Genomic DNA, 24,656 nt, shown 5'->3' on the forward strand with positions numbered 1-24,656 from the left:
TAAATTAATGACTAATCTCTAATTTTAAACAACATAATTCATCTATTTTAACTGGCTTAATAGGTAGAAGTAAGTTTGATGGTAGCTTTTTTCCTTCTAGTGCTGCGGTAAATCCTTCGTTAACTATTATTGCTAATGCTTTGCGGGTGGGAGAACATTTATTGACAAGAAAGTAGTATTTGTAGTTATTTTTAGATAATTTTAGGCTCAAACCCAATTACGAACAACTTAAAAACTCTTTGACTTTTGCCAAATAAGTTTCTGCGTCTTCCAACATCGGAAAATGTCCCGTATTGGGAATAATATTTAATTCAACCTTATCACTTAAAGCCGCGGCTGTTTTTCCTAATTTAGCCGGAATAATAATGTCATATTCCCCAGCAATTAGCAAAGTTGGGATAGTTAATTTCGCAAATTCTCCCGGCATTGTTTCCGCTTGTTCTTGACTAACAGAAGTATAAATAGTCCCTAAAGCCGCATCATAATTAGCATTAATAAAATCTTCTAAAAAAGCCTGTCGTTCAGCTTTAGGAATAGAACGATGTAAAAACCTAGCCATAAACATTCTATCAGCCAAGGGAATTTTACTTAACCATTGGGGACGGAATTTAACTACATAACCACCGAATTGATGAAAAGCAGAAAAAGCCTTTTCATCATATTCAAAAATTCCACTACAAGTTAAAATTCCCTTTTCAACTTTTTGGGGATAACGATTAAAAAATAAAGTAGCAATAGAAGCACCCATAGAATGGGCATTAATATAAACACGATCAAGATTTAACTCATTTAATAAAACCGCCAAATCTTCCGCATATTCTGTTAATTCATAACTTAAATGAGGCTGACATTGAGAACGGCCAAAACCCCGTAAATCATATAATAAACAATCAAAATTATCTAATAAAGCCTCAGCCGTACTTTGCCAATATCTTGCTGAACCAGCCCAACCATGCAAAAAAACCATCACCGGTTTCATAACATCTGATGATTTTTTCATCCACTCGTAATAATGATCAACACCCCGAACATTTATATAACTCATTGTCACAATTAAGAATTAAAAATTAAAAACTAACAATTAAAAACTAACAATTGTCAATTGACCACTGACAATTGACAACTGTACGGGCGAAGCATTTGGAGAACTATTTTTGGCAATGACCGATAATTTATCTTCCAAATGCTTCTGACAACTGTACGGGCGAAGCATTTGGAGAACTATTTTTGGCAATGACCGATAATTTATCTTCCAAATGCTTCGCCCCTACTGACAATTGACAACTGACAATTAAGCAGACTCTGGTTTAGGTAAAGAAGAAGGATGTACTATCAGTTCCGCAGTAGAACGTTTTTCCACCATTTCCTTAGTAATAGTACAGCGAGTCACATCCTTACGAGAAGGTAACTCATACATTACATCCAGCATCAACTCTTCCACAATACCGCGTAAAGCCCGCGCTCCAGTTTTCCGCCGATAAGCCTCTTGAGCGATCGCTTTCAAAGCATCTGGTTTAAAATCTAACTGGACATTATCCATATTGAGTAGTTTTTGGTACTGTTTCACCAAAGCGCTGCGTGGTTCAGTCAGAATTGCCATCAGCGCGTCCTCATCCAGAGGATCTACCACAGCCACCATGGGAATCCGCCCAATAAACTCAGGAATCATGCCAAATTTCACCAAATCATCCGGTTGCAAATGACGCAATGTATCCGCAGCGCGTTTTTCCTTAGTTTGCACATCTCCTGGTTGAACAAAGCCGATTGACTTTTTACCCACTCTCTGATCTACAACCTTTTCCAAACCGACAAAAGCCCCACCACAGACAAACAAAATATTACTCGTATCAATTTGGATACAATCTTGATATGGGTGCTTACGTCCGCCTTGTGGTGGAACATTAGCAACAGTCCCCTCCAACATTTTCAGCAAAGCCTGTTGTACCCCTTCCCCAGAAACATCCCTAGTAATCGAGGGATTTTCACTCTTGCGGGCGATTTTATCAATTTCATCAATGTAGATAATGCCCCGTTGAGCCTCTTCCACATCCAAATCAGCCACTTGCAACAGTCGTAACAAGATATTTTCCACATCTTCCCCCACATACCCCGCTTCAGTTAGGGTTGTAGCATCAGCCACAGCAAAGGGGACATCCAGAATTTTAGCGAGAGTTTGTGCCAATAAAGTCTTACCGCAACCAGTCGGACCAATAAGTAAAATATTGGACTTTTGTAGTTCTATAGCATCATCAGCCTCAACTTTGGCACTGCCTTTAGCCTGAAGAATAGCCAACCGTTTGTAGTGATTGTAAACAGCGACAGATAGCACTTTTTTAGCTTCATCTTGGCCGATCACGTGTTCGTCTAAATAATTTTTAATCTCCCTCGGTTTAGGAATTTGATTAAATGAGAGATTAGACGAACGTGTCCGCCGTTTTTCCGCTGGTTCTGACTTTTGAGTTGGTTGTGATGCTGCCGCAGTATTAGTATCCAGCAACTCCTCATCAAGGATTTCATTACACAAGTCAACGCATTCATCGCAGATGTAGACTCCCGGACCTGCGATTAATTTACGGACTTGCTCTTGAGACTTACCACAAAATGAACATTTTAAATGGGAGTCGTACTTAGACATATCAGCCTCTTATTTCAGAATGATGACGATTTACCCTGCTGTGGGCAGATTTTGTCGAGAAATGACCTGATCAATCAAACCATAATTCTTCGCCTCTTCTGCTGACATGAAAAAGTCGCGCTCGGTATCAGTTTCAATTCTTTCCAAGGGTTGACCAGTATGTTTAGACATTAATTGATTTAATTCACCCTTGATGTAAAGGATTTCTCGCGCTTGAATTTCAATGTCAATAGCCTGCCCTTGAGCGCCACCCAGGGGTTGGTGAATCATAATCCGGGAGTCAGGTAAGGACATCCGCTTTCCGGCAGTTCCAGATGTTAATAAAAAAGCCCCCATGCTTGCGGCTAGTCCAAAACAGATAGTTACAACATCGGGACGTATTTGTTGAATTGTATCATAGATTGCCATACCCGCGTAGACAGAGCCACCAGGAGAATTAATGTACAATTGAATATCCTTTTCCGCGTCTTCAGAATCGAGGAAAAGTAATTGGGCAACAATAGAATTAGCGACAACATCATCTATGGGCGTTCCCAAAAAAATAATCCGCTCGCGCAGTAAGCGGGAGTAGATATCAAATGCCCTTTCTCCCATCCCCGACTGTTCTACAACCATCGGTACAATGTTGCTAGAGGTGCTTAAATTGCCACTAGCCCCGATAGGACTCAAGCTGTTGATGGGGTAATTTCCTGACTGCGATACAAGCATAATCTAGAATATTTAACAATAAATGAAATGAAATTGTGAACTGTTAACCATTATGCCTTATATGGCAAAATTCAGGGCGCAGGAGGCAGGAGGCAGGAGGCAGGGGCAAGAGTAAAAGAAAGAACTTTTACCCATGACCCATGACCCATTACCCATTACCCATTACCATTACTCAGGATTACTGGTTTCTTCTTCCTGAACTGCTTCAGCGGCTTCTGCTTCTGAATCTGGTTCTTCTGGAGGAGTTAAAGACCCTTCTGCTACTAGTTCCACAGAAGAACGTTCTAGTAACCAATCAACAATCTTTGTGGTGAGAAGTTCTTCTTGAACAACTCCACGTAATCTCTTTTCATCCAAATCTTGATCAGCATACTCTGTCAGCAATTCTGTGACTCTAGCTTCCACTTCTGCGGCTGCAACTTCAATAGATTCGCGTTTACCAATTTCTTGCAAAGATAGAGTCCGTTTAAGACGTTCTATAGCTTCAGGTTTGGATCTATCCCGTAATTGGGGAATAATTTCCTGGGTAAATAGCTTTTTCACATCTATTCCCTGCTCAGACAACTTCATTGCTGTTTGTGACAGCATAGCATCAACTTCTTGATCAATTAATGTTGTTGGCAAGTCTATTTCGACATGATTAAGCAATTCTGTTAATAAAGCTTCTTGCTGATTATTTCTGGTTTTATCTGCCGCTTCTTTTTCATACCGCTGGGTCAATGATGCCCGCAATTCCTCTAATGTCTCAAAGTCACTGACTTCTTGAGCAAAATCGTCATCCAACTCTGGCAATTCTTTAACTTTAATTTCTTTAAGCGTGATGGTAAACAGAGCCGCTTTACCAGATAATTCTTCGTTACCATAAGGATCTGGGAATTGAGCAGATACCTCTTTTGTTTCCCCAGGGTTCATACCCACTATCCCCAACACAAAACCGGGAATAAACTTATCTTCTTGTAACTCAACTTGAAAATCAGTTCCTTCTCCACCAGGAATTGGTTTGGGTTCACTGTCAGGATCATCACCTTGAGTTTTAGCAATTACACCCTTAAAGTCAATTACTGCCATATCACCGATTTCCGTAGCCCGTCCTTCTACAGGGACTAAAGTTCCTAACTTTTCTCTTTGGGCTTCAATAACGGTATCTACCTGGGTAGGATCATATTTAATTTCCTCCGCTTTGGCTTCTAAACCAGTGTATTGGTTTAACTTGATTTCTGGAATTACATCCACAGCCACCGCAAAAGTCAGGGGTTTTCCTGGTTCATAACTATTAATCAAATCATCAAAGGAAGAGCGTAATTGGGGCTGACCAAGAGCGGTAATTGCTTCTTGTTTAATTGCTTGCTCAATCCCTTCTTGAATGATTTCTTCTAGGGCAGTTGCCTTAACGCGAGTAGTACCGATACGTTGTATTAATATTTGCCGGGGTACTTTGCCTTTACGAAACCCAGGAATATTTACGGTCTTAGTTAAATTTCTCAGGACTTGCTCGTATTTTTGTGTGGTAATTTCCGATGTAATTTCTATTTCTAAACCAATTTGACTAGCGGGGAGTTTTTCCTGGGTAACTTTCATGCTTTATTTCTTGTTTTCTGGTATTTTAATCTGCTATCTAAATACTAGACAAGTCTAGACATTTACTTCTTACTTCAACGGGGGTATGGGATTGGGCATTGGTGTCAACTTAAACTAAAAATGGCTTATCTGTTGCCTTCCACAACCGTCAGGGAATAAATTCCCTGTCTCATAGCTCAAGTCCGTTAAAACGGACTAATAAATTTGCCTAGTGTTTAGTCATCAAAAGATAACTTTTATTATTAGCAAGGAGCTTGAGTTCCTTGCCGGATGGGGTTTTGCGTTAATTTGACACCAATGGGGATTCAGTTATCCCGACTTCAGCTTACACGCTGTCTTCAAGACGTAATTATCCACTGACTAGCTATCATTCAGCTAAAAATGCTTATGAATCTCCTTAGGGAGATATCCAGTATACTGCCAAAAGTCAGGGACAAAACACTTTATGGTATTCTTCAATGGTAGCCTTAACTCCGGTAACATAACTTTACAGATCGGGCTTCTTAAAAATACCTAAAATATTAATCGCGCTTCTTTTTCTTTTTTTTTGCAGTTTGCCGTATAATAGAATATTATACGATAGTATATAACTATATTTGATCGCTATAACTTAAATTGCTGTAAACCATGGTATCAGTTAATTTTGCCATATGAATAACAAACTTTCAAATTCCTTAATAACCATCAAAAACTGAGATATAATCACAAAAATATGCAAATTTTACTATTTAAAATCTGCTGTTGAGCGGAACGACAGAAACATTTAATTTTTAAGTTGTCCGAAAAAAAAGTGCTAATTACCTCTTAAAGGAGGAGTCGAGTTTGTCTAAGTCCTATCGTGTAGCTATTTTGGGTGCAACTGGTGCTGTAGGTACGGAGTTGCTGGAATTACTAGAAAGTCGAAATTTTCCCCTAGCTGATTTAAAATTGTTGGCATCAGAACGCAGTGCGGGAAAAACACTCAGATTCAAAGGGGAAGATATCCCAGTTGAAGCTGTGAGCGATCGCAGTTTAGAAAATATAGATATAGTCTTAGCTAGTGCTGGAGGTAGCATCTCCAAAACATGGGCTGGGATAGCTGTGCAAAAAGGAGCAGTGGTAATTGATAATTCCAGTGCCTTTCGGATGAACCCGGATGTCCCCTTGGTAGTTCCAGAAGTAAATCCCCAAGCCGCATTTACTCACAAAGGAATTATTGCCAATCCCAACTGTACAACGATTCTTATGTCCTTGGCAGTGTGGCCTTTACATCAAGTCAAACCAGTTAAAAGGATTGTAGCTGCTACCTATCAATCTGCTAGTGGTGCTGGTGCTCAGGCCATGGAGGAAGTAAAAATCCAAAGTGACGCTATACTACAAGGAAAGCAACCTGTAGCGGAAGTTTTACCTTACCCATTGGCATTTAATTTATTTACCCATAATTCTCCGATGACAGCTTGGGGATATTGTGAGGAAGAAATGAAAATGGTGAACGAAACCCGCAAAATCTTTGGTAGTCAAGAAATCAGAATTACCGCGACTTGTGTACGGGTTCCCGTCCTCCGCGCCCATTCTGAGGCGATTAATCTAGAGTTTGAAACACCTTTTGATCCAGATGAGGCCAGAGAAATTTTAAGAAAATCACCTGGTGTTAAATTAGTGGAAGATTGGCAAGCAAATTATTTCCCTATGCCCATAGATGCCAGTGGTAAAGATGAAGTTTTAGTAGGCAGAATTCGTCAGGATATTTCTCATGCTTGCGGTTTAGAATTGTGGCTATGTGGCGATCAAATTCGTAAAGGTGCAGCTTTAAATGCAGTGCAAATTGCCGAATTATTAGTAGAAAAAAATTTACTAAAATTGACTACAGTATAAGTTTAAATTCAGTCATTTGTCACCATTAATTAATAACTGACAACCGACAACTGTACGGGCGAAGCATTTGGAGAACTATTTTTGGCAATGACCGATAATTTATCTTCCAAATGCTTCGCCCCTACTGACAACCGACAACTGTACGGGCGAAGCATTTGGAGAACTATTTTTGGCAATGACCGATAATTTATCTTCCAAATGCTTCGCCCCTACTGACAACCGACAACTGTACGGGCGAAGCATTTGGAGAACTATTTTTGGCAATGACTGATAATTTATCTTCCAAATGCTTCGCCCCTACTGACAACTAACAACTAACAAATTAGGAGAGAAAAGAGTGTGGGAGATTTTGGAACAGTTGTAACCGCTATGATTACGCCGTTTAAAGCAGACGGTAGTATTAATTATGATGTAGTTGCCAAACTAGCAGATTATCTAGTTAACAACGGTACAGATACATTGGTGGTGTGTGGAACAACAGGGGAATCCCCAACCCTGACTTGGGAGGAAGAATACCAATTATTTGCTGAGGTATTGCAAACTGTAGCAGGTAAAGCTAAAGTAATGGCTGGATGTGGTTCTAATGACACCAAAGAAGCGATCGCTGCCACCCAAAAAGCCGCTAAGATAGGAGTACATGGTTCTTTACAAGTAGTTCCCTACTACAACAAACCGCCACAAGCTGGATTATATCGACATTTCCAGGCAATAGCACAATGCTGTCCCGACCTGCCAATGATGTTATATAACGTTCCTGGACGCACAGGTCAAAACCTCAGTTCAGAAACAGTGGTCAAGTTAGCAGAAATTAATAACATTGTTGCCATTAAAGAAGCCAGTGGTAACTTAGATCAAGTGAGTGAAATCCGTCGCTTGACACCAAAAGAATTTGAGATTTACGCTGGAGATGATTCTTTAACCCTGCCCATGTTAGCGATCGGCTCTCAAGGTATAGTCAGTGTAGCTTCTCATTTGGTGGGTAATCAAATCCAAGAAATGATTCAAGCATGGAAAGTGGGAAAAACTCAAATTGCTACCGACATTCATCTGCAACTGTTCCCATTGTTTAAAGCTTTATTTTTAACTACCAATCCCATTCCTGTCAAAGAAGCACTAAAACTGCAAGGTTGGGAAGTAGGTTCAACTCGTCTACCCCTGTGTGACGCTGATACAGATGTATCTAAAAAATTAGAGTCAGTCATGCAAAAACTGAATTTAATCCCAACCACAATAGGTGAGTGATTTATAAATAATGTGTACAAATTGTTACTTTATTGCAATTTAAACACCTGTGCTACAACTGAATCATATAAAAATCATTCAGTTTTAAGTCCGTTTTCGGTAAACAAAATTGAATAGGACTCCATCAAAAACTGAATTTAAACAGAAATTTGGTCTTTTCTTTCATCCCAGAAACCGAACTATCAACTGATTCACAACTAACAAAAATATCCAGGACAAAATGGTTAAAAACGAAGCTAATTCCGCTCTCAAAATTATTCCTTTGGGCGGTTTACACGAAATAGGTAAAAATACCTGCGTTTTCGAGTATGAAGACGAAATTGTCCTTTTAGACGCAGGATTGGCATTTCCCACAGAAGCCATGCACGGGGTAAATATTGTATTACCTGACACAACTTATCTCCGAGAAAATCGCCACAAAATTAAAGGGATGATCGTCACGCATGGTCATGAAGACCATATTGGGGGAATTGCTTTTCACTTGAAGCAATTTGATATTCCAGTGATTCATGGACCAAGACTAGCAATGGCAATGCTAGAGGGTAAATTGGAAGAAGCTGGGGTAAAAGATCGCACAGAATTAAGAACAGTTATGCCCCGTGACATGGTGCGAATTGGCAAACATTTCTTAGTTGAATATATCCGTAACACCCACTCCATTGCTGATAGCTTCACTGTTGCTATTCATACACCAATAGGCGTAGTTATCCACACCGGAGATTTTAAAATTGATCATACTCCCGTAGATGGTGAGAAGTTCGACTTACAACGTCTGGCAGAACATGGTGAAAAAGGCGTACTTTGCTTATTGAGTGATTCCACTAACGCAGAATTGCCAGGATTTACACCTTCTGAACGGGCTGTTTTTCCTAACCTTGACCGAGAATTTTCCCACGCAACTGGACGCTTATTTATCACGACCTTTTCTTCTAGCGTCCATCGCATTAACATGATTTTGCAACTAGCAAGAAAACATAATCGTGTAGTGACGATTGTTGGGCGTTCCATGCTGAATTTAATCGCCCATGCCCGCAATTTAGGTTATATCAAATGTGAAGATAGCCTGTTCCAACCGTTGCATACTGTGCGGGGAATGGCAGATGAAAGAGTGCTGATTTTAACTACTGGCTCTCAGGGTGAAAGAATGGCAGCAATGACAAGAATTGCTAATAAAGAACACCCCCATATCAAAATTCGCCAAGGAGATACGGTTTTATTCTCTGCTAACCCCATTCCTGGTAATACAATTGCGGTGGTTAATACCATTGATAAATTGATGATTCAGGGGGCAAAAGTGGTCTATGGACGGGATAAGGGGATTCACGTTTCTGGCCACGGTTGTCAGGAAGAACAAAAGCTGATGATTGCTTTAACTCGTCCCAAGTTCTTTGTGCCATTTCACGGTGAACATCGGATGTTAGTCAAGCATTCGGAAACTGCTCAAAGTATGGGCATTCCGGCAGAAAATATGATCATTATCGAAAATGGGGATGTCATTGAGTTGACAGAACATTCTATCCGCGTTGCTGGGAAAGTGCCAGCAGGGATTGAATTGGTGGATACTTCGAGTTCTGGTATGGTTAGTTCTAAAGTGTTGCAAGAACGCCAACGCATGGCTTCTGAAGGGACTGTGACTATTGCTGCTGCTATTGATTGGAGTGGTAAGCTGATGGCTAAACCAGAACTTCTCATGCAGGGTGTGGTGACAAGTATCGAGCGATCGCTGTTGCAAAAATGGGTACAACAACGCATTGAAGAAATTCTCAGCGTCCGTTGGTCAGAGTTTTCACCTGTTGAAGGACAACCCGCTGATACAGATTGGGGTGGTTTGCAGGAAACATTAGAGCGTGAATTGGCTCGTTCTATGCGGAGAGAGTTGCAATGTCAACCTTCTCTGACGTTGTTGATGCAAGTCCCTGAAGAACCTGCTGCTAAGGTTTCTGATGGTAGAAGACGACGCACTCGTTCTACTGCGGTTGCTTCTTAAAGAATTATTTCGCGCAGAGACGCTAAGGAGCAAAGGCGCAAAGGTGTTTTTTGGCATCTTTGCGTTTTTGTTTGAGAGTTATTTTGAGGATTACCGCTGAGTGTAGTAACAGAACCAATGTTAGTCGCACCGGTTATAGCTAATAAGTAGGGAATGGGATTTAAGCCTAAAGATAGAGTTAGACTTAAAGCGAGGGGTGTAAAAATTAGGGCTATGGTGTCATTGAGAAAGTAGGCAGAGAGGATGCCACAGCCAAAAGTAAGGACTATCAATAAGCTCAGAGGACTACAAGTAAAGCTCAATAGCAACACCAATACTTAGATAGGTTAAGGAAAAGGTACTATAAATGACGAATTTAGTAAAAATCACGGACTAGATTTAGCTATGTAAGAATATTTTTCTTAATCTTAATTATTGATAATTATTGCTATAATAAGTTTTGTTGCAGTTAAAAGAAATCACAACTAAAGGCAGATGTCTTTATTAGAATTTTAACTGTGCCAAGTTACTAATAAGATTGAACAAGTACAGTATTGCTTTTTGGGAAATTATGGTCAGATTGACGTATTAACATATAGATTCAATCAGAGGAAGCAGTTAATTACACCTCTTACAGAATTTCCTTCCTGTTCTGTGCTTCAGGTTCTTGTCATACTCTATATTCATTAGTCAAGTGAATACCCTCATAAGAAAAGAGGAATTACTGTGAAAGTATCTAAAAATACCAGCAAAAATATTTTTTTAGCAAGTTGGATTTCTATAAATCCAGTAGAGGCTAGTGCAGCTAATGTTAATCCATTGCACCATGTTGCAGCCCAGCCTATTTGGGACTTTTTGCGTCCTGTGCGTAATTGGCTAGATAACATCCAAGTAAGCGATCGCCTATTAGCTCATCGTTTGTGTAAATACATTCCGGCTCAGTGTCCATTTGAGCGTGATGTCAAAGTATTTGGGAAAACACTGTTTCACATTCCGCCAATGTGTAAACTTAATCCTTTATACGAAGAAGTAGTAGGTTTGCGATTTAAAGCGATGTGCTATCTAGCTGATACCTGTGGCGAAGATATTTCCCAATATTGCTAATAGGTAATGGGTAATGGGTAATGGGTAATGGGTAATGGGTAATGGGTAATGGGTAATGGGTAATGGGTAATGGGTAATGGGTAATGGGTAATGGGTAATGGGTAATGGGTAATAGGTAATGGGTAATAGGTAGTAGTTTTACAACTGACAACGAACAACTGACAACTGACAACTGACAACTGACAACGAACAACTGACTAATTCTTTTGCTGTTGCCATTTTTGGATAGCATCCTGAGCATCTTCATAAGCAATCGTCACTTTTGGGACTAATATAGCAGTGGCGACAGCGGCATTGAAATCTCCTTGAGTGGCGCGGATTTTGGCTAAATCTAAAATTTTTTCACTCCACTGATTAATTGACGTTTGGGCAATTTCAAACCCAGGTTGTCCTTTTTGGATTTTTTTGGCTACTTCGATAGCGCGATTATATGTAGATGCTTGTTCAGGAATGATCAAAGCTGTAGCTGCATCTAAGAGAGTTTTATTGCTTACATATTGCTTGGCTTCTAGTTGCCATTTTTGAATGACAGTTTGGGCTTGGGTATGAAGCGGCTCTTTTTTGGTAATTAACTGGGCAGTTGCTATCGCATTTTCATATTTTCCTTGTTTGGCTTGTGCTTGTGCCAACTCTAAAATCATTTGACACCAAACCTGAATATTCTCCTGAGCTTTGGCGTATAGTGGTGCGTCCGCTGGAGTTCTTTGGGCTTTAGCGATCGCAATACTTAAATTACTCGGTTGAGTAGGGACAAGAGACATTTTTTCTAGGTCGGAAATAGCTTGATTACGTTGATGAGAGTCTGTATTTGAATTGATTTGGGCTGTACTAGGATTTTGAGGAGTGGGAAATATTTGGGGAAGTGGAAGTTTGCTAGTCCGATGATTAGATACTGTTTTTGAGAAATTTTTAAACCGGAAACTCTCATGATTACGGAGTAAAAATGTAGCAATTAAACCTACTACCACCATAGTACCGCCACCCCAAATAATAAACTGTTGCCAAATTGGTAGCTCAGACTGGGATGAAGGATAGGTGTTAGCTGTGGAGAGAGCGGGAATAAATCTGCCCCCCGGCTTGGATGCTGGGGAAGTTGCTAAGGTGTAATTGCTGCTAATAAGTGACTCTGAGGCTGGTGGAGGTGCTAAATTTCCCCCGGTCTTTATTTGGCTTAAAGTAGTCTCTACTGAGGCATTCTCTGTCCACCAAGCCTTATCTGTGGCGCTAGAGGGACTATTTTCTAGAGGAGGTGCAGTCCGGGTGATAGCAAAACTTTCTGCTGGGAAAATTAGTGCTTCTGAGTTTTCATCTAATGTCAACGTGGGTAAAATAGCTGGCTGGGTCGTGGGAATCACAGTCATGGGATTTTGGACTGGTCGCCAGTGGTGTTGACAAAGTTTGGGAGTAAGATAAGTCAGATAAGCGGCTAAATCGGCAAAGTTGTAGCCTTTTGCAGAACCCAAGGCTTCTAATAATGCTGCTGTGAAGAAACCATGACCTAATTCTGTGCTTTCATGGGAAAATTCTTCAGGTTGACAGGAAATAATTGCCCCCATTTGCAGTTCTTGGGCTAGTTCGATGATTTCTTGTCCTACGGGTGCATCGGCTTGAGTTCCAAAAGCGCGGTTAATATCAAAGATGAGTAAGATATTGAGTCCGGTAACTTGTAGACTCTGTAAGAGCGATCGCACTTCTATCCCGGTTTCGGGAACTTGATCAGGATTCCCTGCGACTGGCATTAAATAATCTTGTTCTTTGTGGTTAACCCCGTAGCCGCTAAAAAATAACCATAGACAGTCCTCTGGCTGCCAGAATGTGGCTGCTAATTCTTCTAGCAACGAGAGGATGTTTTCCTTTGTCGGATAGGAGGATTGCTCTCCTATGGGGGGTGAAGTATTTGTCATTAACAGGCATTTTTCGGGAAGAAAACCTGCTTGTGTCACCAAAAAATCCTTAATTGCCTCAGCATCGGCTTGAGCGCAACTGAGAGGTTGAAACGATTGATATTGATTAATGCCGATGGCGATCGCCCAGTAATTTACCATCCCGCTCTTTATCGGTTGTTTGTTGTTTGCCTGAAATTGCTGTTAGCACGGGGCTTTCACCACAAAGCTAACTTACATCTTAATAGTTTAGTTAATCTTCACCTCTCGATGAAATTAGTTGTAGTTTATACAACATAAATAATCGTAAAATACTTGCACTCGATTTCCATGATCGATCACCAAATAGAACGAAAGGCACGGAAGCCACTTGGCAATAGATGCGTGGAGGAAGTGCCAACGGCGAATTTATTCGCGGTGACATGATAGAATTAATTAGCAAGTAGGAATAACCATCAGCGCAAAGAAGTGTTTTATTAAGGAGAAACCCCTGATTTATCTCGTCTCGGCATAGCTGTAGCCTGGGTAAACAAGCAATGGTAAATCATGGAGCGTTTAACATTAAAAATTGATGGACTCACAAAAGCAGCAAAAAAAATCAAAAGTAAGCGCAATTGCAATACCTGTCGTACTGGTAGTTGCCTTGAGCGTCTAGGAGGATAATTGACTATCCTTTTTAAGCAAGTCTTAAAGAATCTGCGTGTCTTTAGACCGCAGAGTGTCAATCAGGAGCTACAAGTTTATGTTCAGGATTTATACGAAACAACCATTTTCAGTGATCCTCGTTTCAATTATCAGCCAAGTTGGCAAAAAAATCCGAATTATTCATAGTGGAGTTTGGCTGTTCTTAGCAGTTCCTTTGTGGTTAATGACGAAAGCGATCGCACCAATCTTATCATTAAAAGTCAGTCGTCCTCAATGGAAAAAACTTCCTGATCCCCAACAAGCGGGCAATTTACTTCAAAACAGCCCGCTTGTTACTGTTCTTTGATCAATAGATGACAAGCATTCCAGTCCTTAATCTTTAGCGATGATTTGGATAACAGTTCTTTTAATAGTCCCATAATGTCAATTGATCGCTTACAATAGGAAGGTTGTCAAGAATCACGATATACCGCTGTCATGGCTGTTCCTAAGAAGAAAACATCAAAATCTAAACGAGATAAACGTCGCGCTACCTGGAGACACAAGGCTGTTGTTGAAGCGCAAAAAGCTCTTTCCCTTGGTAAATCCATTTTGAGTGGCCGTTCTAAATTCGTCTATCCAACGACTGAGGAAGAAGAAACAGAAGAATCTTAAAGAAGAATTCAGTAGTCTCCAATTCAGGAGTTAGAATAAATTTATACTCGTGACGGCTGAGATTTGAATTTTTACAAGATTACTAAAAACCTAAATGTGTAAGGGTTTAGCACTGCGCTTTACCCCTACCTGGAGAATCAAACAATTAAGCCATTTTTTGTATCAATACCTACGAATCAAGGCTTTTTTCAATTTGGCTAAGGTATTGAAGTATAGATTGGGATTCCTAGAAAATCCTCAAGTTAAATTCTGACTCTGTGATTCCTGGAATTTTAAATGCCAATAATTTTTTTCAATAGCGATAATTTACCTTGATAGGGTGCGTATCGCCAATTTATATCTAAACGAAATGAGTTTTGCAAGACACTTTTGTCATGAGAAAAAGTGTCAAAACCAGCTTTACCGTGATAGCTACCCATCCCACTATCACCCACACCCCCAAATGGTAAAGAAGAAACAGCAACCTGCATTACTGTGTCATTAATACATACTCCCCCAGATGATGTTTCCTGTAAAATGCGGTTTTGCAGGTTTTTGTTTTGGGAAAATAAATATAAAGCCAGGGGTTTTGGTCTAGAGTTAATTAAGGTAATAGCTTCATTGATATCTGTATATTCAATGATTGGTAAAATTGGCCCGAATATCTCCTCTTGCATAACTGCATCTTCTAAAGAAACATTTTCTAACAAAGTGGGAGCAATATAAAGTTCTTCACGGTTAGTTTCACCACCAATAATCACCTTACCACATTTGAGTAAATTAGCTAATCTGTCAAAATGTTTTTGATGAATAATTCTGGCATAATCGGGACTATTAGCCGGATTTTCTCCATAAAATTCTTTGAGACATTTTTGCAAAGCATTAACTAAATTTGGTTTAATTTTAGCATCTACCAACAAATAATCCGGGGCAATACAAGTTTGTCCAGCATTAATAAATTTACCCCAGATAATGCGTTTGGCGGTATGTTCTAGATTGATATCTGTATCAATGATACAAGGACTTTTTCCCCCCAATTCCAAAGTCACTGGAGTGAGATGTTTTGCAGCAGCTTCCATGACAATTTTACCAATGGCTGTCCCACCCGTAAATAAGATGTGATCAAATTTTTCTGCTAGTAACTGTTGACTAGTTTCGACTGCTCCAGGGACAACTGTAATATATTCTGGATCAAAGTATTTATGAATAAGTTCTGTGATTAAATTGGAAGTATGAGGCGCAAGTTCTGAAGGTTTAATGATGGTACAATTTCCCGAAGCAATCGCCCCAACCAAAGGTGAGATAATTAACTGAAAGGGATAATTCCAAGGACTAATAATTAAAATTACTCCTAACGGTTCTGGATATATTTTAGCCGAGTATGGAAATAAGTCTAAAGGAACGGCTGCTTTTTTGGGTTTTGTCCAAGTATTGATATGTTTGAGAGCATAATCAATTTCTTTATTCACACCGATTTCTGTAGCGTAACTCTCAAATTCTGGTTTACGTAAATCGGCTTTTAATGCTTGAATAATTGCTGTTTTATTCTCAATTACTAATTGTTTGAGGATTTTGAGTTGTGCAATCCGAAAAGTAACATTTTTCGTTTTACCAGTTTGGAAAAACTGCCGTTGTTTGGCAATAATCTCGACGCATTTTGGTAATTCGTTAGTAATCATTTTAACCAAATTTTAAAGTATATGTTTTAATATAATGCAATAACCTCTCATAGAGATTCACCAATTATGGATTTGTCCAATTTTACTACACTACAAAATTTAGAATCAGCCTTTGGTGGAGAATCAATGGCAAATCGTAAATACCTATTTTTTGCAGCAGTAGCACGTAAACTGGGTTTTTCCGATTTAGCGAAACTTTTTAAAGAAACAGCAGATCAAGAAACTGAACACGCTTTTGCACATTTTGAATTATTACATCCAGAACTTGTAGTTAAAGACGCAGCGGTTTTAACTGATGCACAAAAACGGGAAATTATCTCTCGTTGTTTGTCTTTAGCGATCGCAGGTGAAACCTATGAATATACAACAATGTATCCTGAATTCGCTGCTGCTGCCCAAACTGATCGAGATCATCCCGCAGCGGCAGAATTTCTCCAACAAGCTCGAGAATCTAGTGATCATGCTAACACATTTCGCACCGCAGCCCATCGTTTTGGATTACTTAAATTCATTGAAAATCATCACGCAGATCGCTACACTGAAGCCTTAGAAGTATTAAACGGTGGAGAAGCTGTCACTAGAGTTGTCAGTGAAGATCCGCAAACGCAAAAATGGATTTGTAGACAATGCAGTATGATTTACGATCCGGTTACTGGTGATCCTGATTCGGGAATTGCACCAGGTACAGCGTTTGCAGATATTCCTGATGATTGGAATTGTCCTATTTGCGGTGCGACGAAAAAGACTTTTAAGCCCCTTGAGGAAAAAGTTGCTGTTTAAGATAAGTAAATGTCGAAGTTTTATTTGATTCCAAGTACAGGCAAAATATAAATTATTGGTGTCAGGTCATTAAAAACACATCTGCCGTTAGTATCCATAATTACAGACACTTCACTACTATCTAATTGAGGAAATTACTGGAGTGAAGTGGACTGAATTTTTTTCAAAATTAAATATTGCTATATTTAGTGTAAAAATATTCCTACTGAAATAAGCTGCAAAAGAAAAATTATGACTATGTATCCTAACCTCAACCGGGCATTTGCTCATCCTGTACTAAAGGTAATTAGCGGTTTGAATAATTTCAATGCTGCTAGTGTGGCTGCAACTGTAAAAGCGGCTGATTTGGGTGGTGCGACTTTTGTGGATATTGCTGCTGATGTGGATTTGGTAAGATTGGCGAAAAGCTTGACTAAGTTACCTATTTGTGTATCTGCGGTTGAACCAGAAAAGTTTGTCACTGCTGTGGCTGCTGGTGCGGATTTGATTGAAATTGGTAATTTCGATTCTTTCTACGCCCAAGGACGCAGATTTGAAGCTGCTGAGGTTTTGGAACTAACTCGCCAAACCCGTGCCTTGCTGCCAGAAATTACCCTATCTGTGACTGTTCCCCATATTCTCACCTTAGACCAACAGGTACAACTGGCTGAAGATTTGGTGAAAGCTGGTGCTGATATTATTCAAACTGAAGGTGGTACTAGCAGCAATCCCATTCACCCCGGTACTTTGGGTTTAATTGAAAAGGCTGCTCCCACTTTAGCCGCTGCTTATGAAATTGCCCGTGCGGTTTCTGTACCTGTACTGTGTGCTTCTGGTATTTCTAATGTTACTGCACCTTTAGCGATCGCTGCTGGTGCATCTGGTGTTGGTGTCGGTTCGGCTATCAACCAACTCAACAGCGAAATCGCTATGATTGCTGCCGTGCGGAGTTTAGTAGAAGCTTTAGCGACTGCAAATATTCGCACATTTGCGTAAGAGGCAATAGGCAAGAGGCAATAGGCAAGAGGCAATAGGCAAGAGGCAAGAGTAAAGATATTCTCCCCTGCCCCTCTGCCCCCTGCTTCTTCGCACTTTGACAAATTCAAGATAAACAATTTTTCAAAGTATCAATGACTTTATCTTGTTGTTCTTGCTCCAATTCGGGGAACATGGGTAAAGATAAAACTTCTTGACTTGCTTGTTCTGATACTGGCAATTGTCCTGGTTGATAACCTAAATTTTTATACACTGGCTGCAAATGCAAAGGTAAGGGATAGTAAATCATGGAATTAACACCCTGTTCCTGCATTTGGTTTTTTACGGAATCTCGATATTTACCACTTGCACCATTACGTCTTTCTCCAGAGATGCGAATGGTGTATTGATTCCAAACACCAACTCCGGAGGTAAATTCCTGGGGGACAATGATATCAGAAACTTGACTGAGGTGTTCGTAATAATAATCAGCGATTTGCTTGCGTCTGTTATTCCAAAGATCGAGATAGCGTAGTTTGATTTGCAGAATTACGGCTTGAATAGCATCTAAACGACTATTGACACCGATTTCTTCATGAATATATCTAACCTGACTCCCATGTTCCCGCAAAATTCGCAATTGAGTAGCGATCGCTGGATCATTTGTGGTAATTGCCCCACCATCACCGCAACCACCGAGATTTTTGGTAGGGTAGAAACTAAAGCAACCAATATGTCCAATACTCCCAACTTTTTGATTTTCCCAACTTGCACCGGTAGCTTGAGCGCAATCTTCAATTACTGCTAAATTATGAGCTTTGGCAATCTCCATTAATCCTGTCATATCCACAGGGAGTCCAAATAAATGCACTGGCATAATTGCCTTGGTTTTTGCTGTAATCGCTGCTGCTACTTTTTCTACATCTAAATTAAAGGTAGTTGCATCAATATCTACAAATACTGGTATTGCCCCTACCGCACTGATAACTTCTGTTGTCGCAAAAAAAGTAAAGGGTGTAGTAATAACTTCATCACCTGCCCCAATTCCTAAAGCGCGTAATGCTAAAAATAGGGCATCAGTACCAGAGTTACAAGCTACGCATTCGCTTACGCCATTATAAGCTGCAAACTGTTGTTCAAAATCTGTAATTGCTGGACCACCAATATAACGCCCAGAAGCTAGAACCGCTAAGACAGCAGCACTTACTTCAGTTTCAATGGTGGCATATTGTTGTTTAATATCAAAGGCGGGAATCGAATTTACACTTTTAATCATGAGGTTTTATTTTAGTTGTCAGTTGTCAGTTGTCAGTAGGGGCGAAGCATTTGGAAGATAAATTATCGGTCATTGCCAAAAATAGTTCTCCAAATGCTTCGCCCGTACAGTTGTCCGTTGTCAGGATAAAGAAGGAAGAATTAAAAAGATTTCCCTGTTCCCTATTCCCTGTAATACGTAAAGTTTTTAATTGTTAAGAGGTAGAGAAACTATGCCAGAGCTAATCAAACTGGATATGGTAGATTTGGCGTTAGCTATAGGGTTAATGGCTATTGCCATTGGGATATCGGCGTGGGAGCAATTAGGACTAGAATTAAATTTAAGCGTAGCTACTGGTAGAACTATCCTCCAACTACTTGTATTAGGATACACTTTTGACTTCATTTTTGCCGTTAACAATGTTTGGGCGGTACTGGGAATTTTAGCAATAATTTTGACAATTACTGTAATTATTACTCGCAACCGCATCAGTCAAAAAATTCCACAAGTTTTACCTTTAGCTGGAAGTGCGATTTTTGTCAGCACGTCCTTAACATTGCTTTATACCAATTTTTTAATTATTCAACCAGAAAGATGGTATGAACCACGTTATATCATTCCCTTAGCTGGCATCTTGCTGGGTAATGCCATGAATGCAGCCGCCATAGCCGGAGAACGTTTAGTTAGTAGTATCAACCAATTTCCCACGGAAATAGAAACTCATTTAAGTTTAGGTGCAACTCCTGAACAAGCGATTAAGCCATATCGTAAAGAAGCGATTCGTGCTGCAATTATGCCGACTTTGAATCAAATGATGTTGATTGGTATGGTGACAATACCAACTTTTACCAATGGACAATTATTAGCTGGTGTTGCACCACTAGAGGCTGTATCATACGAGATTTTAATTATTTTTATGGTGGCTGTCACAAACTTATTAACAACCATTTTAATTACTAAAGGCTTATGTCGGCAGTTTTTTAATTCAGCAATGCAGTTGGTTAGGTAATTGTCTGAATCAGGATGTCCAGGATTAAAGGATTAACAGGATAAATACAGGGATTTTATCTAGATAACTAGTAAGTTGATTTATTAGGTTTTCATATTAACAAGAATTTCTCACATATTCTTGAAAAACAGGAGATAATTTAAACAGAATTCTATCTTCTTTTATTTTCGTGACTAAATACCGTTGTTGTAAGGATTGTAAACCATTATTAAAATCAACTGAGGATAAATTTAAACTTTGTCTTAATTCTTCTCTAGAAATAGGGTTTTCAAATTTACTTAGTTCTAATACTATTTGTTGTTCTTGGGGTGATAGGTGGTGAAATGTCTCGTAAAAATGAGACTGCATTTGATTGGTAATATGTAAAGTATTTTCAGCTAAAAAATCAGCAACTTGATCATCATAATTTTTATGGATTAATATACTAATACTTTTTAAATAAAACAAATTACCTTGATATAATTTGATTAATTTTAACCAACTATCCTTATTTTTTAATCCGGTATTTTTGAGAACTTCTGGATTATCTAAACCTGATAATTCTAAAGATTTAATAGGATATAGTTCTTCATCTAAACATTCCATTTCTGGACATTGTTCTTGACTAATTAATATGACGCTACTTTGATGTTGGGTTTCTGTAATCATTTTGAATAAGGTTTGATAATCTTGATATTCTGGTTGATATTTTCCCGCGAATTGACTAGGAATAAAGATATTTTGTAAATCATCAAGGATAATTAAAAATTTTTTATTTGTGAAAATATCAAATAATCGTTTTAATTTATCATTTATTGTTGGTAATGAGTCTAATTTGTGATGTTTTAGTAAATCATCAAGTAATAAATTTAAAGATTGGGGGAATTTTAAACTTCTCCAAACTATAGCATCAAACTTTTGTTGATGTAAGTCTATAAATCTTTTAACGAGTGTGGTTTTACCAATACCGGATAATCCTAAGATTGAGATTAAATGAGCATTTTGATTTAATATCCAATAGAAAAGGGTTTGTAGTTCTGTTTCTCTGTTATGAAAGTTGATGATTTGAGGTGCTAGGGTTAAATCGTGATAAGATAATTTAGATTGAGTATTTATATCACTTTCTTGATTTTGTTTATTAGGCTGATTTATTGTTTGTGGATGATAAAGACTATTATTATTTCCATGTATATGATAAACATTTAGAGAATGTGGAGATGATTCAATATTTAATCTTTCAAAAGTAGAACGAAAATTAGTTTTTTTAATATCTTCACCTAATGCTTTGGATAAAAGTTGCCATAATTCAGCGCCTATATCTCCGACATGATTTTTAGTAGCATTAAATTCTTGTGCAATATCATCATAGGTGCGTCTTTCCCATGTTCCCTGAACTACAGCAGTTTGAATGTTGTCTAAATGCTTTCCAGTTTTTTCAAAGACTATCTTATCAACAAATGTTACAACTTCGTTTACATTCATGGAATCTATACATCGTAAAGTTTGTAACCATTATAGCTGACTATTATTCGATTTTTTCGGATCTTTTCCGGTTTTTTTCTTAGTATTTTGTAATAAAACAACCGTATAAATCCGGTTATATCAGAATGATTAAAATACTGGTATTTTGGCATACTCAGACTTAGTGAAGGGTTAAATTTGTACAACCAGATAAATTAAGTATTTCAATAAAATTAAGTACAAGAGGTTCAAAATCAGTATGGGAGATCATATATTAGATACAACTTTAATGTTAAAAGTTTTATCAAGGCTTTATCCTCAACAAGTTTGGGGTGCAGAGTGGCTACACAACAATGTTCGTAATAAAGCTGAAAAGAGAATGATTCTCAGTCACTATATTATTGAATATAGGGGACAACCAGGGGGTGCTGGCAAACAACATACATGGAAAATATATAATAAAGATATTAATGATGATATGCAACAACTAATCATTCAAATTGCTGATAAAGAAAAAGCACAGATGCTATTAAAACTTATTTCTGCTTTAGATTTTGTTAACTCTGTAGAAGTAATAGAAGATAACACTAATATATCTGATGATGAGCAAGATTTTTTTTCCTTGGCAGGAATCTGGGAAAATAGAAATATTACTACTGAGTCCATTCGTCAAGAAGCATGGAGACAAGAAACGAAATGATTTTATTTCTCCTTTAGCCAATCTAGCTTCATAATTTTCTAAATTAGCAAGATAATCATTGAAATCAGATTCAGTTTCATCATGATACAAGAATATTCAAGTTATCAGTTAAGCAGAAAAAGCAAAAACATCAATCTCAATTTTTCTCTGAGATTTTTGATTACTATTCAACATTAAACGAATATTTTCAGCAGTTTCACTACTAAAGGTTATTTCTCCACAACGAGAACAAACCTTAGCTGGAATACCCTCTACTAAAATTAGTTTACCTTTGAATTCAAAAGTTTCATTAACTAATTCTTCAGTAAATTTATCTGAACCACAAATATGACAACTTTCCATCATAACCTCCTTTGGGAATAATCAATCCATTCAGTTTGATCAGGCTCATATAAAGTAATAATAGTTAAAATATCAGATTCTCGTCTTGATACCTGTAAATGTAAAGGACGATTATTAATTGTCAATCCTAAAATTAAACAGCTAGGAGAGTATTTATCATCTGGATAATCTTCAATAATAATTGCATTATCTCCTGTTTCCATTATTTCCGCGCGACTGATATTTCTTTCAACTAAACGTTTTAGTCCATGACGAGTAAATTCAAAATTTCCTGACTTAAGTTGTTCACGAATTTCATCTATAGATTTCATTAGTTATGGCGCGATCTGCTACAAGTTGATAAAATGGGTTCATTGACTCCACTGTTGTGCGAAGGATGCAGTTCTAGCTGTAGCAGCATTGAGTTCCAGATTAACAAGATTATCTAACTCAATTTGTATTTCTGGCGGAAGTTTCTGTTCCTGATCTCGTGCTATCCTCCACATAGTCATTAGTTCGGATAAACGTTCTTGTTGCTCGCTAGTGAAGAATTGATCGGGATGAAAGTTATCAATAATTAATAATGCCCGAAATTCAACTTCACCTAACTGTGTAGTCAAAGCATCTAAAGCTTGACCGGCAGTTTTGCCAACAGACTGTTTATCTCCAGCAATAGCACGATAAGACCTTTCACCACTGGCATTTGATATAGGTAAAATGGCAACTGTAGTCATAATGCTGATTAAGAATATTTGTTGTTTATTAATTATACCCCAGTCCTCTATTCCCTGTCCCTAAAAATTATTGACAAATTTCCCGTAATGTGTTTGTGAAGTTGGGATAAGAAATAGCAGCAGCTTCAGCGCGGTGAATGGTAGTTGTACCAGTAGCGTTAAGGGCTGCGATCGCTAAACTCATGGCAATACGATGATCTGTATGGCTATCTACTTCCGCACCGACTAAGGGAGTACCGCCGATAATTTCCATACCATCGGGTAGTTCGGTAATTTTTGCCCCCATTTTATTGAGTTGTTGTGCCATCACGGTAATGCGATCGCTCTCTTTGACTCTTAACTCCTCCGCATCCCGAATAATGGTTGTCCCCTCAGCAAAAGCCGCTGCAACTGCCAAAATGGGAATTTCATCAATTAACCTGGGAATGATATCACCAGCGATGGTACAGCTTTTTAAACCACCGGAACGGACACGGATATCAGCCACAGGTTCTCCCGCTACTTCCCGTTGATTCTCTAGTTGAATATCTGCCCCCATGAGTGCCAATGCTTCTAAAATCCCCGTGCGGGTAGGATTCACACCGACATTTTCCACTACCAAATCTGAACCAGGAACGATCGCCCCCGCAACCAACCAAAAAGCCGCTGAACTGATATCACCAGGGACAATTACAGTTTGTCCGTAGAGTTTCGCCCCACCCGTAATTGTGACGCTATTTCGGTCTGGATCTATACTTAATTCTGCTCCATAAGCCCTTAACATTCGTTCACTGTGATCCCGTGATAAAGCGGGTTCAGTAACGGTGGTTTGTCCTTGGGTGTTTAAACCCGCGAGGAGAATGCAGGATTTAACTTGAGCCGAAGCAATGGGAGAATGATAATGAATGGGCTGGAGGGCTTGTCCTTGAATGGCTAGAGGTGCTAAGGTGTTGCCTTTGCGTCCCCAAATTTGCGCCCCCATTTGTTGCAAAGGCTTGACGACACGGGACATAGGACGCGATCGCAAAGAACTATCACCAGTCACCGTGAAAAATCGCCCTGGATGGGATGCTAACAATCCCAACATCAACCGCATCGTTGTTCCAGAATTACCCGCATCCAAGACGTTTATAGGCTCTTGAAAATTGCCTAAACCGATGCCTTTGACTTTGACTAATTCTGTGTTTAAGTCGGAAATTTCCGCACCTAACGCCCGAAAACAGGCAGCAGTGCTACGGGGATCTTCACCTAACAGTAGTCCTTGAATTTGAGTTTCACCTTCAGCAATTGCACCCAACATCAAAGCGCGATGAGAAATAGACTTATCTCCAGGGACTCGGATACGTCCCTGCAAAGACAATTCAGAGGCAGGGCGCTGAATAATTAAGTGATCAGAAGAGTTTGCTTGAGTTTCTAAATTAATAACAATAGCTGACATTAGGATACAATGACTTTTGAATAGAATAAAAGCTAAACAGCGACTTGTTTATCACTATTCACTTCCAATTTAGTATCCTACCGCTTTTTGGCAACTATAATCCTTCTTTCGGTAGATAG

At 38.9% G+C, this 24,656-nt stretch carries 28 protein-coding genes and 1 pseudogene; 11 read left to right on the forward strand and 18 right to left on the reverse strand.

Annotated elements, in window-relative coordinates:
- Positions 1-4: 4 nt before the first annotated feature.
- From BMF77_RS14145 to tig, 6 genes are all read right to left on the reverse strand, one after another.
- Positions 5-211 (reverse strand): hypothetical protein, encoded by a 207-nt coding sequence (locus BMF77_RS14145; protein ID WP_148763622.1) that lies wholly within the window; start codon positions 209-211, stop codon positions 5-7.
- A 6-nt stretch (positions 212-217) separates the two neighbouring features.
- The gene (locus BMF77_RS14150; RefSeq protein ID WP_015078067.1) at positions 218-1,045 is read right to left on the reverse strand and encodes an alpha/beta fold hydrolase; all 828 of its coding nucleotides are present in this window, start codon (positions 1,043-1,045) and stop codon (positions 218-220) included.
- A gap of 36 nt (positions 1,046-1,081) precedes the next feature.
- A complete protein-coding gene (locus BMF77_RS28655; protein ID WP_256370305.1) occupies positions 1,082-1,213 on the reverse strand; it encodes a hypothetical protein in 132 nt (43 codons plus the stop codon).
- A gap of 78 nt (positions 1,214-1,291) precedes the next feature.
- Complete coding sequence (clpX, locus tag BMF77_RS14160; protein ID WP_148763624.1) at positions 1,292-2,635, reverse strand: ATP-dependent protease ATP-binding subunit ClpX; 1,344 nt, start codon at positions 2,633-2,635, stop codon at positions 1,292-1,294.
- Positions 2,636-2,665: 30 nt separating this feature from the next.
- Positions 2,666-3,343, reverse strand: a complete 678-nt coding sequence (gene clpP, locus BMF77_RS14165) for an ATP-dependent Clp endopeptidase proteolytic subunit ClpP (protein ID WP_015078065.1) — start codon at positions 3,341-3,343, stop codon at positions 2,666-2,668.
- Positions 3,344-3,511: 168 nt separating this feature from the next.
- On the reverse strand, positions 3,512-4,921 hold the full coding sequence (gene tig, locus BMF77_RS14170) for a trigger factor (protein ID WP_015078064.1): 1,410 nt from the start codon (positions 4,919-4,921) through the stop codon (positions 3,512-3,514).
- An 822-nt stretch (positions 4,922-5,743) separates the two neighbouring features.
- Between tig and BMF77_RS14175 the strand changes: the two genes are divergently transcribed.
- Positions 5,744-6,775, forward strand: a complete 1,032-nt coding sequence (locus BMF77_RS14175; RefSeq protein ID WP_148763626.1) for an aspartate-semialdehyde dehydrogenase — start codon at positions 5,744-5,746, stop codon at positions 6,773-6,775.
- 29 nt (positions 6,776-6,804) lie between these two features.
- Here BMF77_RS14175 and BMF77_RS28660 read toward each other — a convergent pair whose 3' ends face one another.
- Together BMF77_RS28660 and BMF77_RS27940 are read right to left on the reverse strand one after the other, a co-directional pair.
- Complete coding sequence (locus tag BMF77_RS28660; RefSeq protein WP_256370306.1) at positions 6,805-6,930, reverse strand: hypothetical protein; 126 nt, start codon at positions 6,928-6,930, stop codon at positions 6,805-6,807.
- Positions 6,875-7,018, reverse strand: coding sequence for a hypothetical protein (locus BMF77_RS27940; RefSeq protein WP_246862923.1), 144 nt, complete (start codon positions 7,016-7,018; stop codon positions 6,875-6,877). The genes BMF77_RS28660 and BMF77_RS27940 overlap by 56 nt, the downstream gene beginning before the upstream one ends.
- A gap of 96 nt (positions 7,019-7,114) precedes the next feature.
- On the opposite strand from BMF77_RS27940, the gene dapA reads away from it, so the two are divergent.
- Together dapA and BMF77_RS14190 are read left to right on the forward strand one after the other, a co-directional pair.
- Complete coding sequence (gene dapA, locus BMF77_RS14185) at positions 7,115-8,017, forward strand: 4-hydroxy-tetrahydrodipicolinate synthase (protein ID WP_148763628.1); 903 nt, start codon at positions 7,115-7,117, stop codon at positions 8,015-8,017.
- Between the two features lie 220 nt (positions 8,018-8,237).
- The gene (locus BMF77_RS14190) at positions 8,238-10,004 is read left to right on the forward strand and encodes a ribonuclease J (RefSeq protein WP_148763630.1); all 1,767 of its coding nucleotides are present in this window, start codon (positions 8,238-8,240) and stop codon (positions 10,002-10,004) included.
- Positions 10,005-10,084: 80 nt separating this feature from the next.
- Here BMF77_RS14190 and BMF77_RS14195 read toward each other — a convergent pair.
- A pseudogene (locus BMF77_RS14195) lies at positions 10,085-10,318 on the reverse strand (SLC13 family permease); the annotation flags it as partial.
- Between the two features lie 391 nt (positions 10,319-10,709).
- On the opposite strand from BMF77_RS14195, the gene BMF77_RS14200 reads away from it, so the two are divergent.
- Positions 10,710-11,087 (forward strand): Mo-dependent nitrogenase C-terminal domain-containing protein, encoded by a 378-nt coding sequence (locus tag BMF77_RS14200; RefSeq protein ID WP_148763632.1) that lies wholly within the window; start codon positions 10,710-10,712, stop codon positions 11,085-11,087.
- On the opposite strand, the gene BMF77_RS14205 is transcribed toward BMF77_RS14200, so the two are convergent.
- Both BMF77_RS14205 and BMF77_RS14210 read right to left on the reverse strand, forming a co-directional pair.
- Entirely contained in the window at positions 11,084-11,266 is a 183-nt protein-coding gene (locus BMF77_RS14205; RefSeq protein ID WP_168204437.1) for a hypothetical protein, read from the reverse strand. The two genes, BMF77_RS14200 and BMF77_RS14205, sit on opposite strands and share 4 nt — an antisense overlap.
- Positions 11,267-11,284: 18 nt before the next feature.
- On the reverse strand, positions 11,285-13,132 hold the full coding sequence (locus BMF77_RS14210; RefSeq protein WP_148763634.1) for a caspase family protein: 1,848 nt from the start codon (positions 13,130-13,132) through the stop codon (positions 11,285-11,287).
- A 580-nt stretch (positions 13,133-13,712) separates the two neighbouring features.
- Between BMF77_RS14210 and BMF77_RS14215 the strand changes: the two genes are divergently transcribed.
- Together BMF77_RS14215 and rpmF are read left to right on the forward strand one after the other, a co-directional pair.
- Entirely contained in the window at positions 13,713-13,961 is a 249-nt protein-coding gene (locus tag BMF77_RS14215; RefSeq protein ID WP_246862924.1) for a hypothetical protein, read from the forward strand.
- 131 nt (positions 13,962-14,092) lie between these two features.
- Complete coding sequence (gene rpmF / locus BMF77_RS14220) at positions 14,093-14,269, forward strand: 50S ribosomal protein L32 (RefSeq protein WP_041457480.1); 177 nt, start codon at positions 14,093-14,095, stop codon at positions 14,267-14,269.
- A 272-nt stretch (positions 14,270-14,541) separates the two neighbouring features.
- Here rpmF and BMF77_RS14225 read toward each other — a convergent pair whose 3' ends face one another.
- On the reverse strand, positions 14,542-15,927 hold the full coding sequence (locus BMF77_RS14225; protein WP_148763636.1) for an aldehyde dehydrogenase: 1,386 nt from the start codon (positions 15,925-15,927) through the stop codon (positions 14,542-14,544).
- A gap of 66 nt (positions 15,928-15,993) precedes the next feature.
- Between BMF77_RS14225 and BMF77_RS28830 the strand changes: the two genes are divergently transcribed.
- Both BMF77_RS28830 and BMF77_RS14235 read left to right on the forward strand, forming a co-directional pair.
- A complete protein-coding gene (locus BMF77_RS28830; protein WP_148763638.1) occupies positions 15,994-16,707 on the forward strand; it encodes a rubrerythrin family protein in 714 nt (237 codons plus the stop codon).
- A 231-nt stretch (positions 16,708-16,938) separates the two neighbouring features.
- Positions 16,939-17,682: a DUF561 domain-containing protein gene (locus BMF77_RS14235; protein ID WP_148763639.1), complete on the forward strand. Its 744-nt coding sequence runs from the start codon at positions 16,939-16,941 to the stop codon at positions 17,680-17,682.
- Between the two features lie 106 nt (positions 17,683-17,788).
- Here BMF77_RS14235 and BMF77_RS14240 read toward each other — a convergent pair whose 3' ends face one another.
- Positions 17,789-18,937 carry a DegT/DnrJ/EryC1/StrS aminotransferase family protein gene (locus tag BMF77_RS14240; RefSeq protein WP_148763641.1) on the reverse strand — a complete coding sequence of 383 codons (1,149 nt, stop codon included), beginning with the start codon at positions 18,935-18,937 and terminating at the stop codon, positions 17,789-17,791.
- A gap of 29 nt (positions 18,938-18,966) precedes the next feature.
- Here BMF77_RS14240 and BMF77_RS26750 point away from each other — a divergent pair, with 29 nt between their 5' ends.
- Both BMF77_RS26750 and fetB read left to right on the forward strand, forming a co-directional pair.
- Positions 18,967-19,134, forward strand: a complete 168-nt coding sequence (locus tag BMF77_RS26750) for a hypothetical protein (RefSeq protein ID WP_168204438.1) — start codon at positions 18,967-18,969, stop codon at positions 19,132-19,134.
- A gap of 14 nt (positions 19,135-19,148) precedes the next feature.
- A complete protein-coding gene (gene fetB / locus BMF77_RS14245) occupies positions 19,149-19,925 on the forward strand; it encodes an iron export ABC transporter permease subunit FetB (RefSeq protein WP_148763643.1) in 777 nt (258 codons plus the stop codon).
- Between the two features lie 96 nt (positions 19,926-20,021).
- On the opposite strand, the gene BMF77_RS14250 is transcribed toward fetB, so the two are convergent.
- A complete protein-coding gene (locus tag BMF77_RS14250; protein ID WP_148763645.1) occupies positions 20,022-21,386 on the reverse strand; it encodes an NB-ARC domain-containing protein in 1,365 nt (454 codons plus the stop codon).
- A 238-nt stretch (positions 21,387-21,624) separates the two neighbouring features.
- Between BMF77_RS14250 and BMF77_RS27345 the strand changes: the two genes are divergently transcribed.
- On the forward strand, positions 21,625-22,065 hold the full coding sequence (locus BMF77_RS27345; RefSeq protein WP_210422197.1) for a hypothetical protein: 441 nt from the start codon (positions 21,625-21,627) through the stop codon (positions 22,063-22,065).
- 108 nt (positions 22,066-22,173) lie between these two features.
- Here the strand turns inward: BMF77_RS27345 and BMF77_RS14260 are convergent, their stop codons facing one another.
- From BMF77_RS14260 to aroA, 4 genes are all read right to left on the reverse strand, one after another.
- Positions 22,174-22,410, reverse strand: coding sequence for a YgiT-type zinc finger protein (locus tag BMF77_RS14260; protein ID WP_228039399.1), 237 nt, complete (start codon positions 22,408-22,410; stop codon positions 22,174-22,176).
- On the reverse strand, positions 22,407-22,718 hold the full coding sequence (locus tag BMF77_RS14265) for a DUF4258 domain-containing protein (RefSeq protein WP_015078158.1): 312 nt from the start codon (positions 22,716-22,718) through the stop codon (positions 22,407-22,409). The genes BMF77_RS14260 and BMF77_RS14265 overlap by 4 nt, the downstream gene beginning before the upstream one ends.
- Positions 22,719-22,757: 39 nt before the next feature.
- Positions 22,758-23,120: a hypothetical protein gene (locus BMF77_RS14270; RefSeq protein WP_148763647.1), complete on the reverse strand. Its 363-nt coding sequence runs from the start codon at positions 23,118-23,120 to the stop codon at positions 22,758-22,760.
- A gap of 67 nt (positions 23,121-23,187) precedes the next feature.
- Entirely contained in the window at positions 23,188-24,537 is a 1,350-nt protein-coding gene (gene aroA, locus BMF77_RS14275) for a 3-phosphoshikimate 1-carboxyvinyltransferase (RefSeq protein WP_148763649.1), read from the reverse strand.
- Positions 24,538-24,656: the final 119 nt, after the last annotated feature.

It is taken from the genome of Dolichospermum sp. UHCC 0315A (genome assembly GCF_008121535.1).
Taxonomy (GTDB): Bacteria; Cyanobacteriota; Cyanobacteriia; order Cyanobacteriales; family Nostocaceae; genus Dolichospermum; species Dolichospermum lemmermannii.

What these genes read in the sequence shown, in the direction of transcription:
- BMF77_RS14150 (WP_015078067.1), bottom strand. Translation starts at nt 1,045, where the DNA reads ATGAGTTATATAAATGTTCGGGGTGTTGATCATTATTACGAGTGGATG.
- BMF77_RS28655 (WP_256370305.1), bottom strand. Translation starts at nt 1,213, where the DNA reads ATGCTTCGCCCGTACAGTTGTCAGAAGCATTTGGAAGATAAATTATCG.
- clpX (WP_148763624.1), bottom strand. Translation starts at nt 2,635, where the DNA reads ATGTCTAAGTACGACTCCCATTTAAAATGTTCATTTTGTGGTAAGTCT.
- clpP (WP_015078065.1), bottom strand. Translation starts at nt 3,343, where the DNA reads ATGCTTGTATCGCAGTCAGGAAATTACCCCATCAACAGCTTGAGTCCT.
- tig (WP_015078064.1), bottom strand. Translation starts at nt 4,921, where the DNA reads ATGAAAGTTACCCAGGAAAAACTCCCCGCTAGTCAAATTGGTTTAGAA.
- BMF77_RS28660 (WP_256370306.1), bottom strand. Translation starts at nt 6,930, where the DNA reads ATGCTTCGCCCGTACAGTTGTCGGTTGTCAGTAGGGGCGAAGCATTTG.
- BMF77_RS27940 (WP_246862923.1), bottom strand. Translation starts at nt 7,018, where the DNA reads ATGCTTCGCCCGTACAGTTGTCGGTTGTCAGTAGGGGCGAAGCATTTG.
- BMF77_RS14190 (WP_148763630.1), top strand. Translation starts at nt 8,238, where the DNA reads ATGGTTAAAAACGAAGCTAATTCCGCTCTCAAAATTATTCCTTTGGGC.
- BMF77_RS14210 (WP_148763634.1), bottom strand. Translation starts at nt 13,132, where the DNA reads ATGGTAAATTACTGGGCGATCGCCATCGGCATTAATCAATATCAATCG.
- BMF77_RS14215 (WP_246862924.1), top strand. Translation starts at nt 13,713, where the DNA reads ATGTTCAGGATTTATACGAAACAACCATTTTCAGTGATCCTCGTTTCA.
- rpmF (WP_041457480.1), top strand. Translation starts at nt 14,093, where the DNA reads ATGGCTGTTCCTAAGAAGAAAACATCAAAATCTAAACGAGATAAACGT.
- BMF77_RS14225 (WP_148763636.1), bottom strand. Translation starts at nt 15,927, where the DNA reads ATGATTACTAACGAATTACCAAAATGCGTCGAGATTATTGCCAAACAA.
- BMF77_RS28830 (WP_148763638.1), top strand. Translation starts at nt 15,994, where the DNA reads ATGGATTTGTCCAATTTTACTACACTACAAAATTTAGAATCAGCCTTT.
- BMF77_RS14235 (WP_148763639.1), top strand. Translation starts at nt 16,939, where the DNA reads ATGACTATGTATCCTAACCTCAACCGGGCATTTGCTCATCCTGTACTA.
- BMF77_RS14240 (WP_148763641.1), bottom strand. Translation starts at nt 18,937, where the DNA reads ATGATTAAAAGTGTAAATTCGATTCCCGCCTTTGATATTAAACAACAA.
- fetB (WP_148763643.1), top strand. Translation starts at nt 19,149, where the DNA reads ATGCCAGAGCTAATCAAACTGGATATGGTAGATTTGGCGTTAGCTATA.
- BMF77_RS14250 (WP_148763645.1), bottom strand. Translation starts at nt 21,386, where the DNA reads ATGAATGTAAACGAAGTTGTAACATTTGTTGATAAGATAGTCTTTGAA.
- BMF77_RS27345 (WP_210422197.1), top strand. Translation starts at nt 21,625, where the DNA reads ATGGGAGATCATATATTAGATACAACTTTAATGTTAAAAGTTTTATCA.
- BMF77_RS14260 (WP_228039399.1), bottom strand. Translation starts at nt 22,410, where the DNA reads ATGATGGAAAGTTGTCATATTTGTGGTTCAGATAAATTTACTGAAGAA.
- BMF77_RS14265 (WP_015078158.1), bottom strand. Translation starts at nt 22,718, where the DNA reads ATGAAATCTATAGATGAAATTCGTGAACAACTTAAGTCAGGAAATTTT.
- BMF77_RS14270 (WP_148763647.1), bottom strand. Translation starts at nt 23,120, where the DNA reads ATGACTACAGTTGCCATTTTACCTATATCAAATGCCAGTGGTGAAAGG.
- aroA (WP_148763649.1), bottom strand. Translation starts at nt 24,537, where the DNA reads ATGTCAGCTATTGTTATTAATTTAGAAACTCAAGCAAACTCTTCTGAT.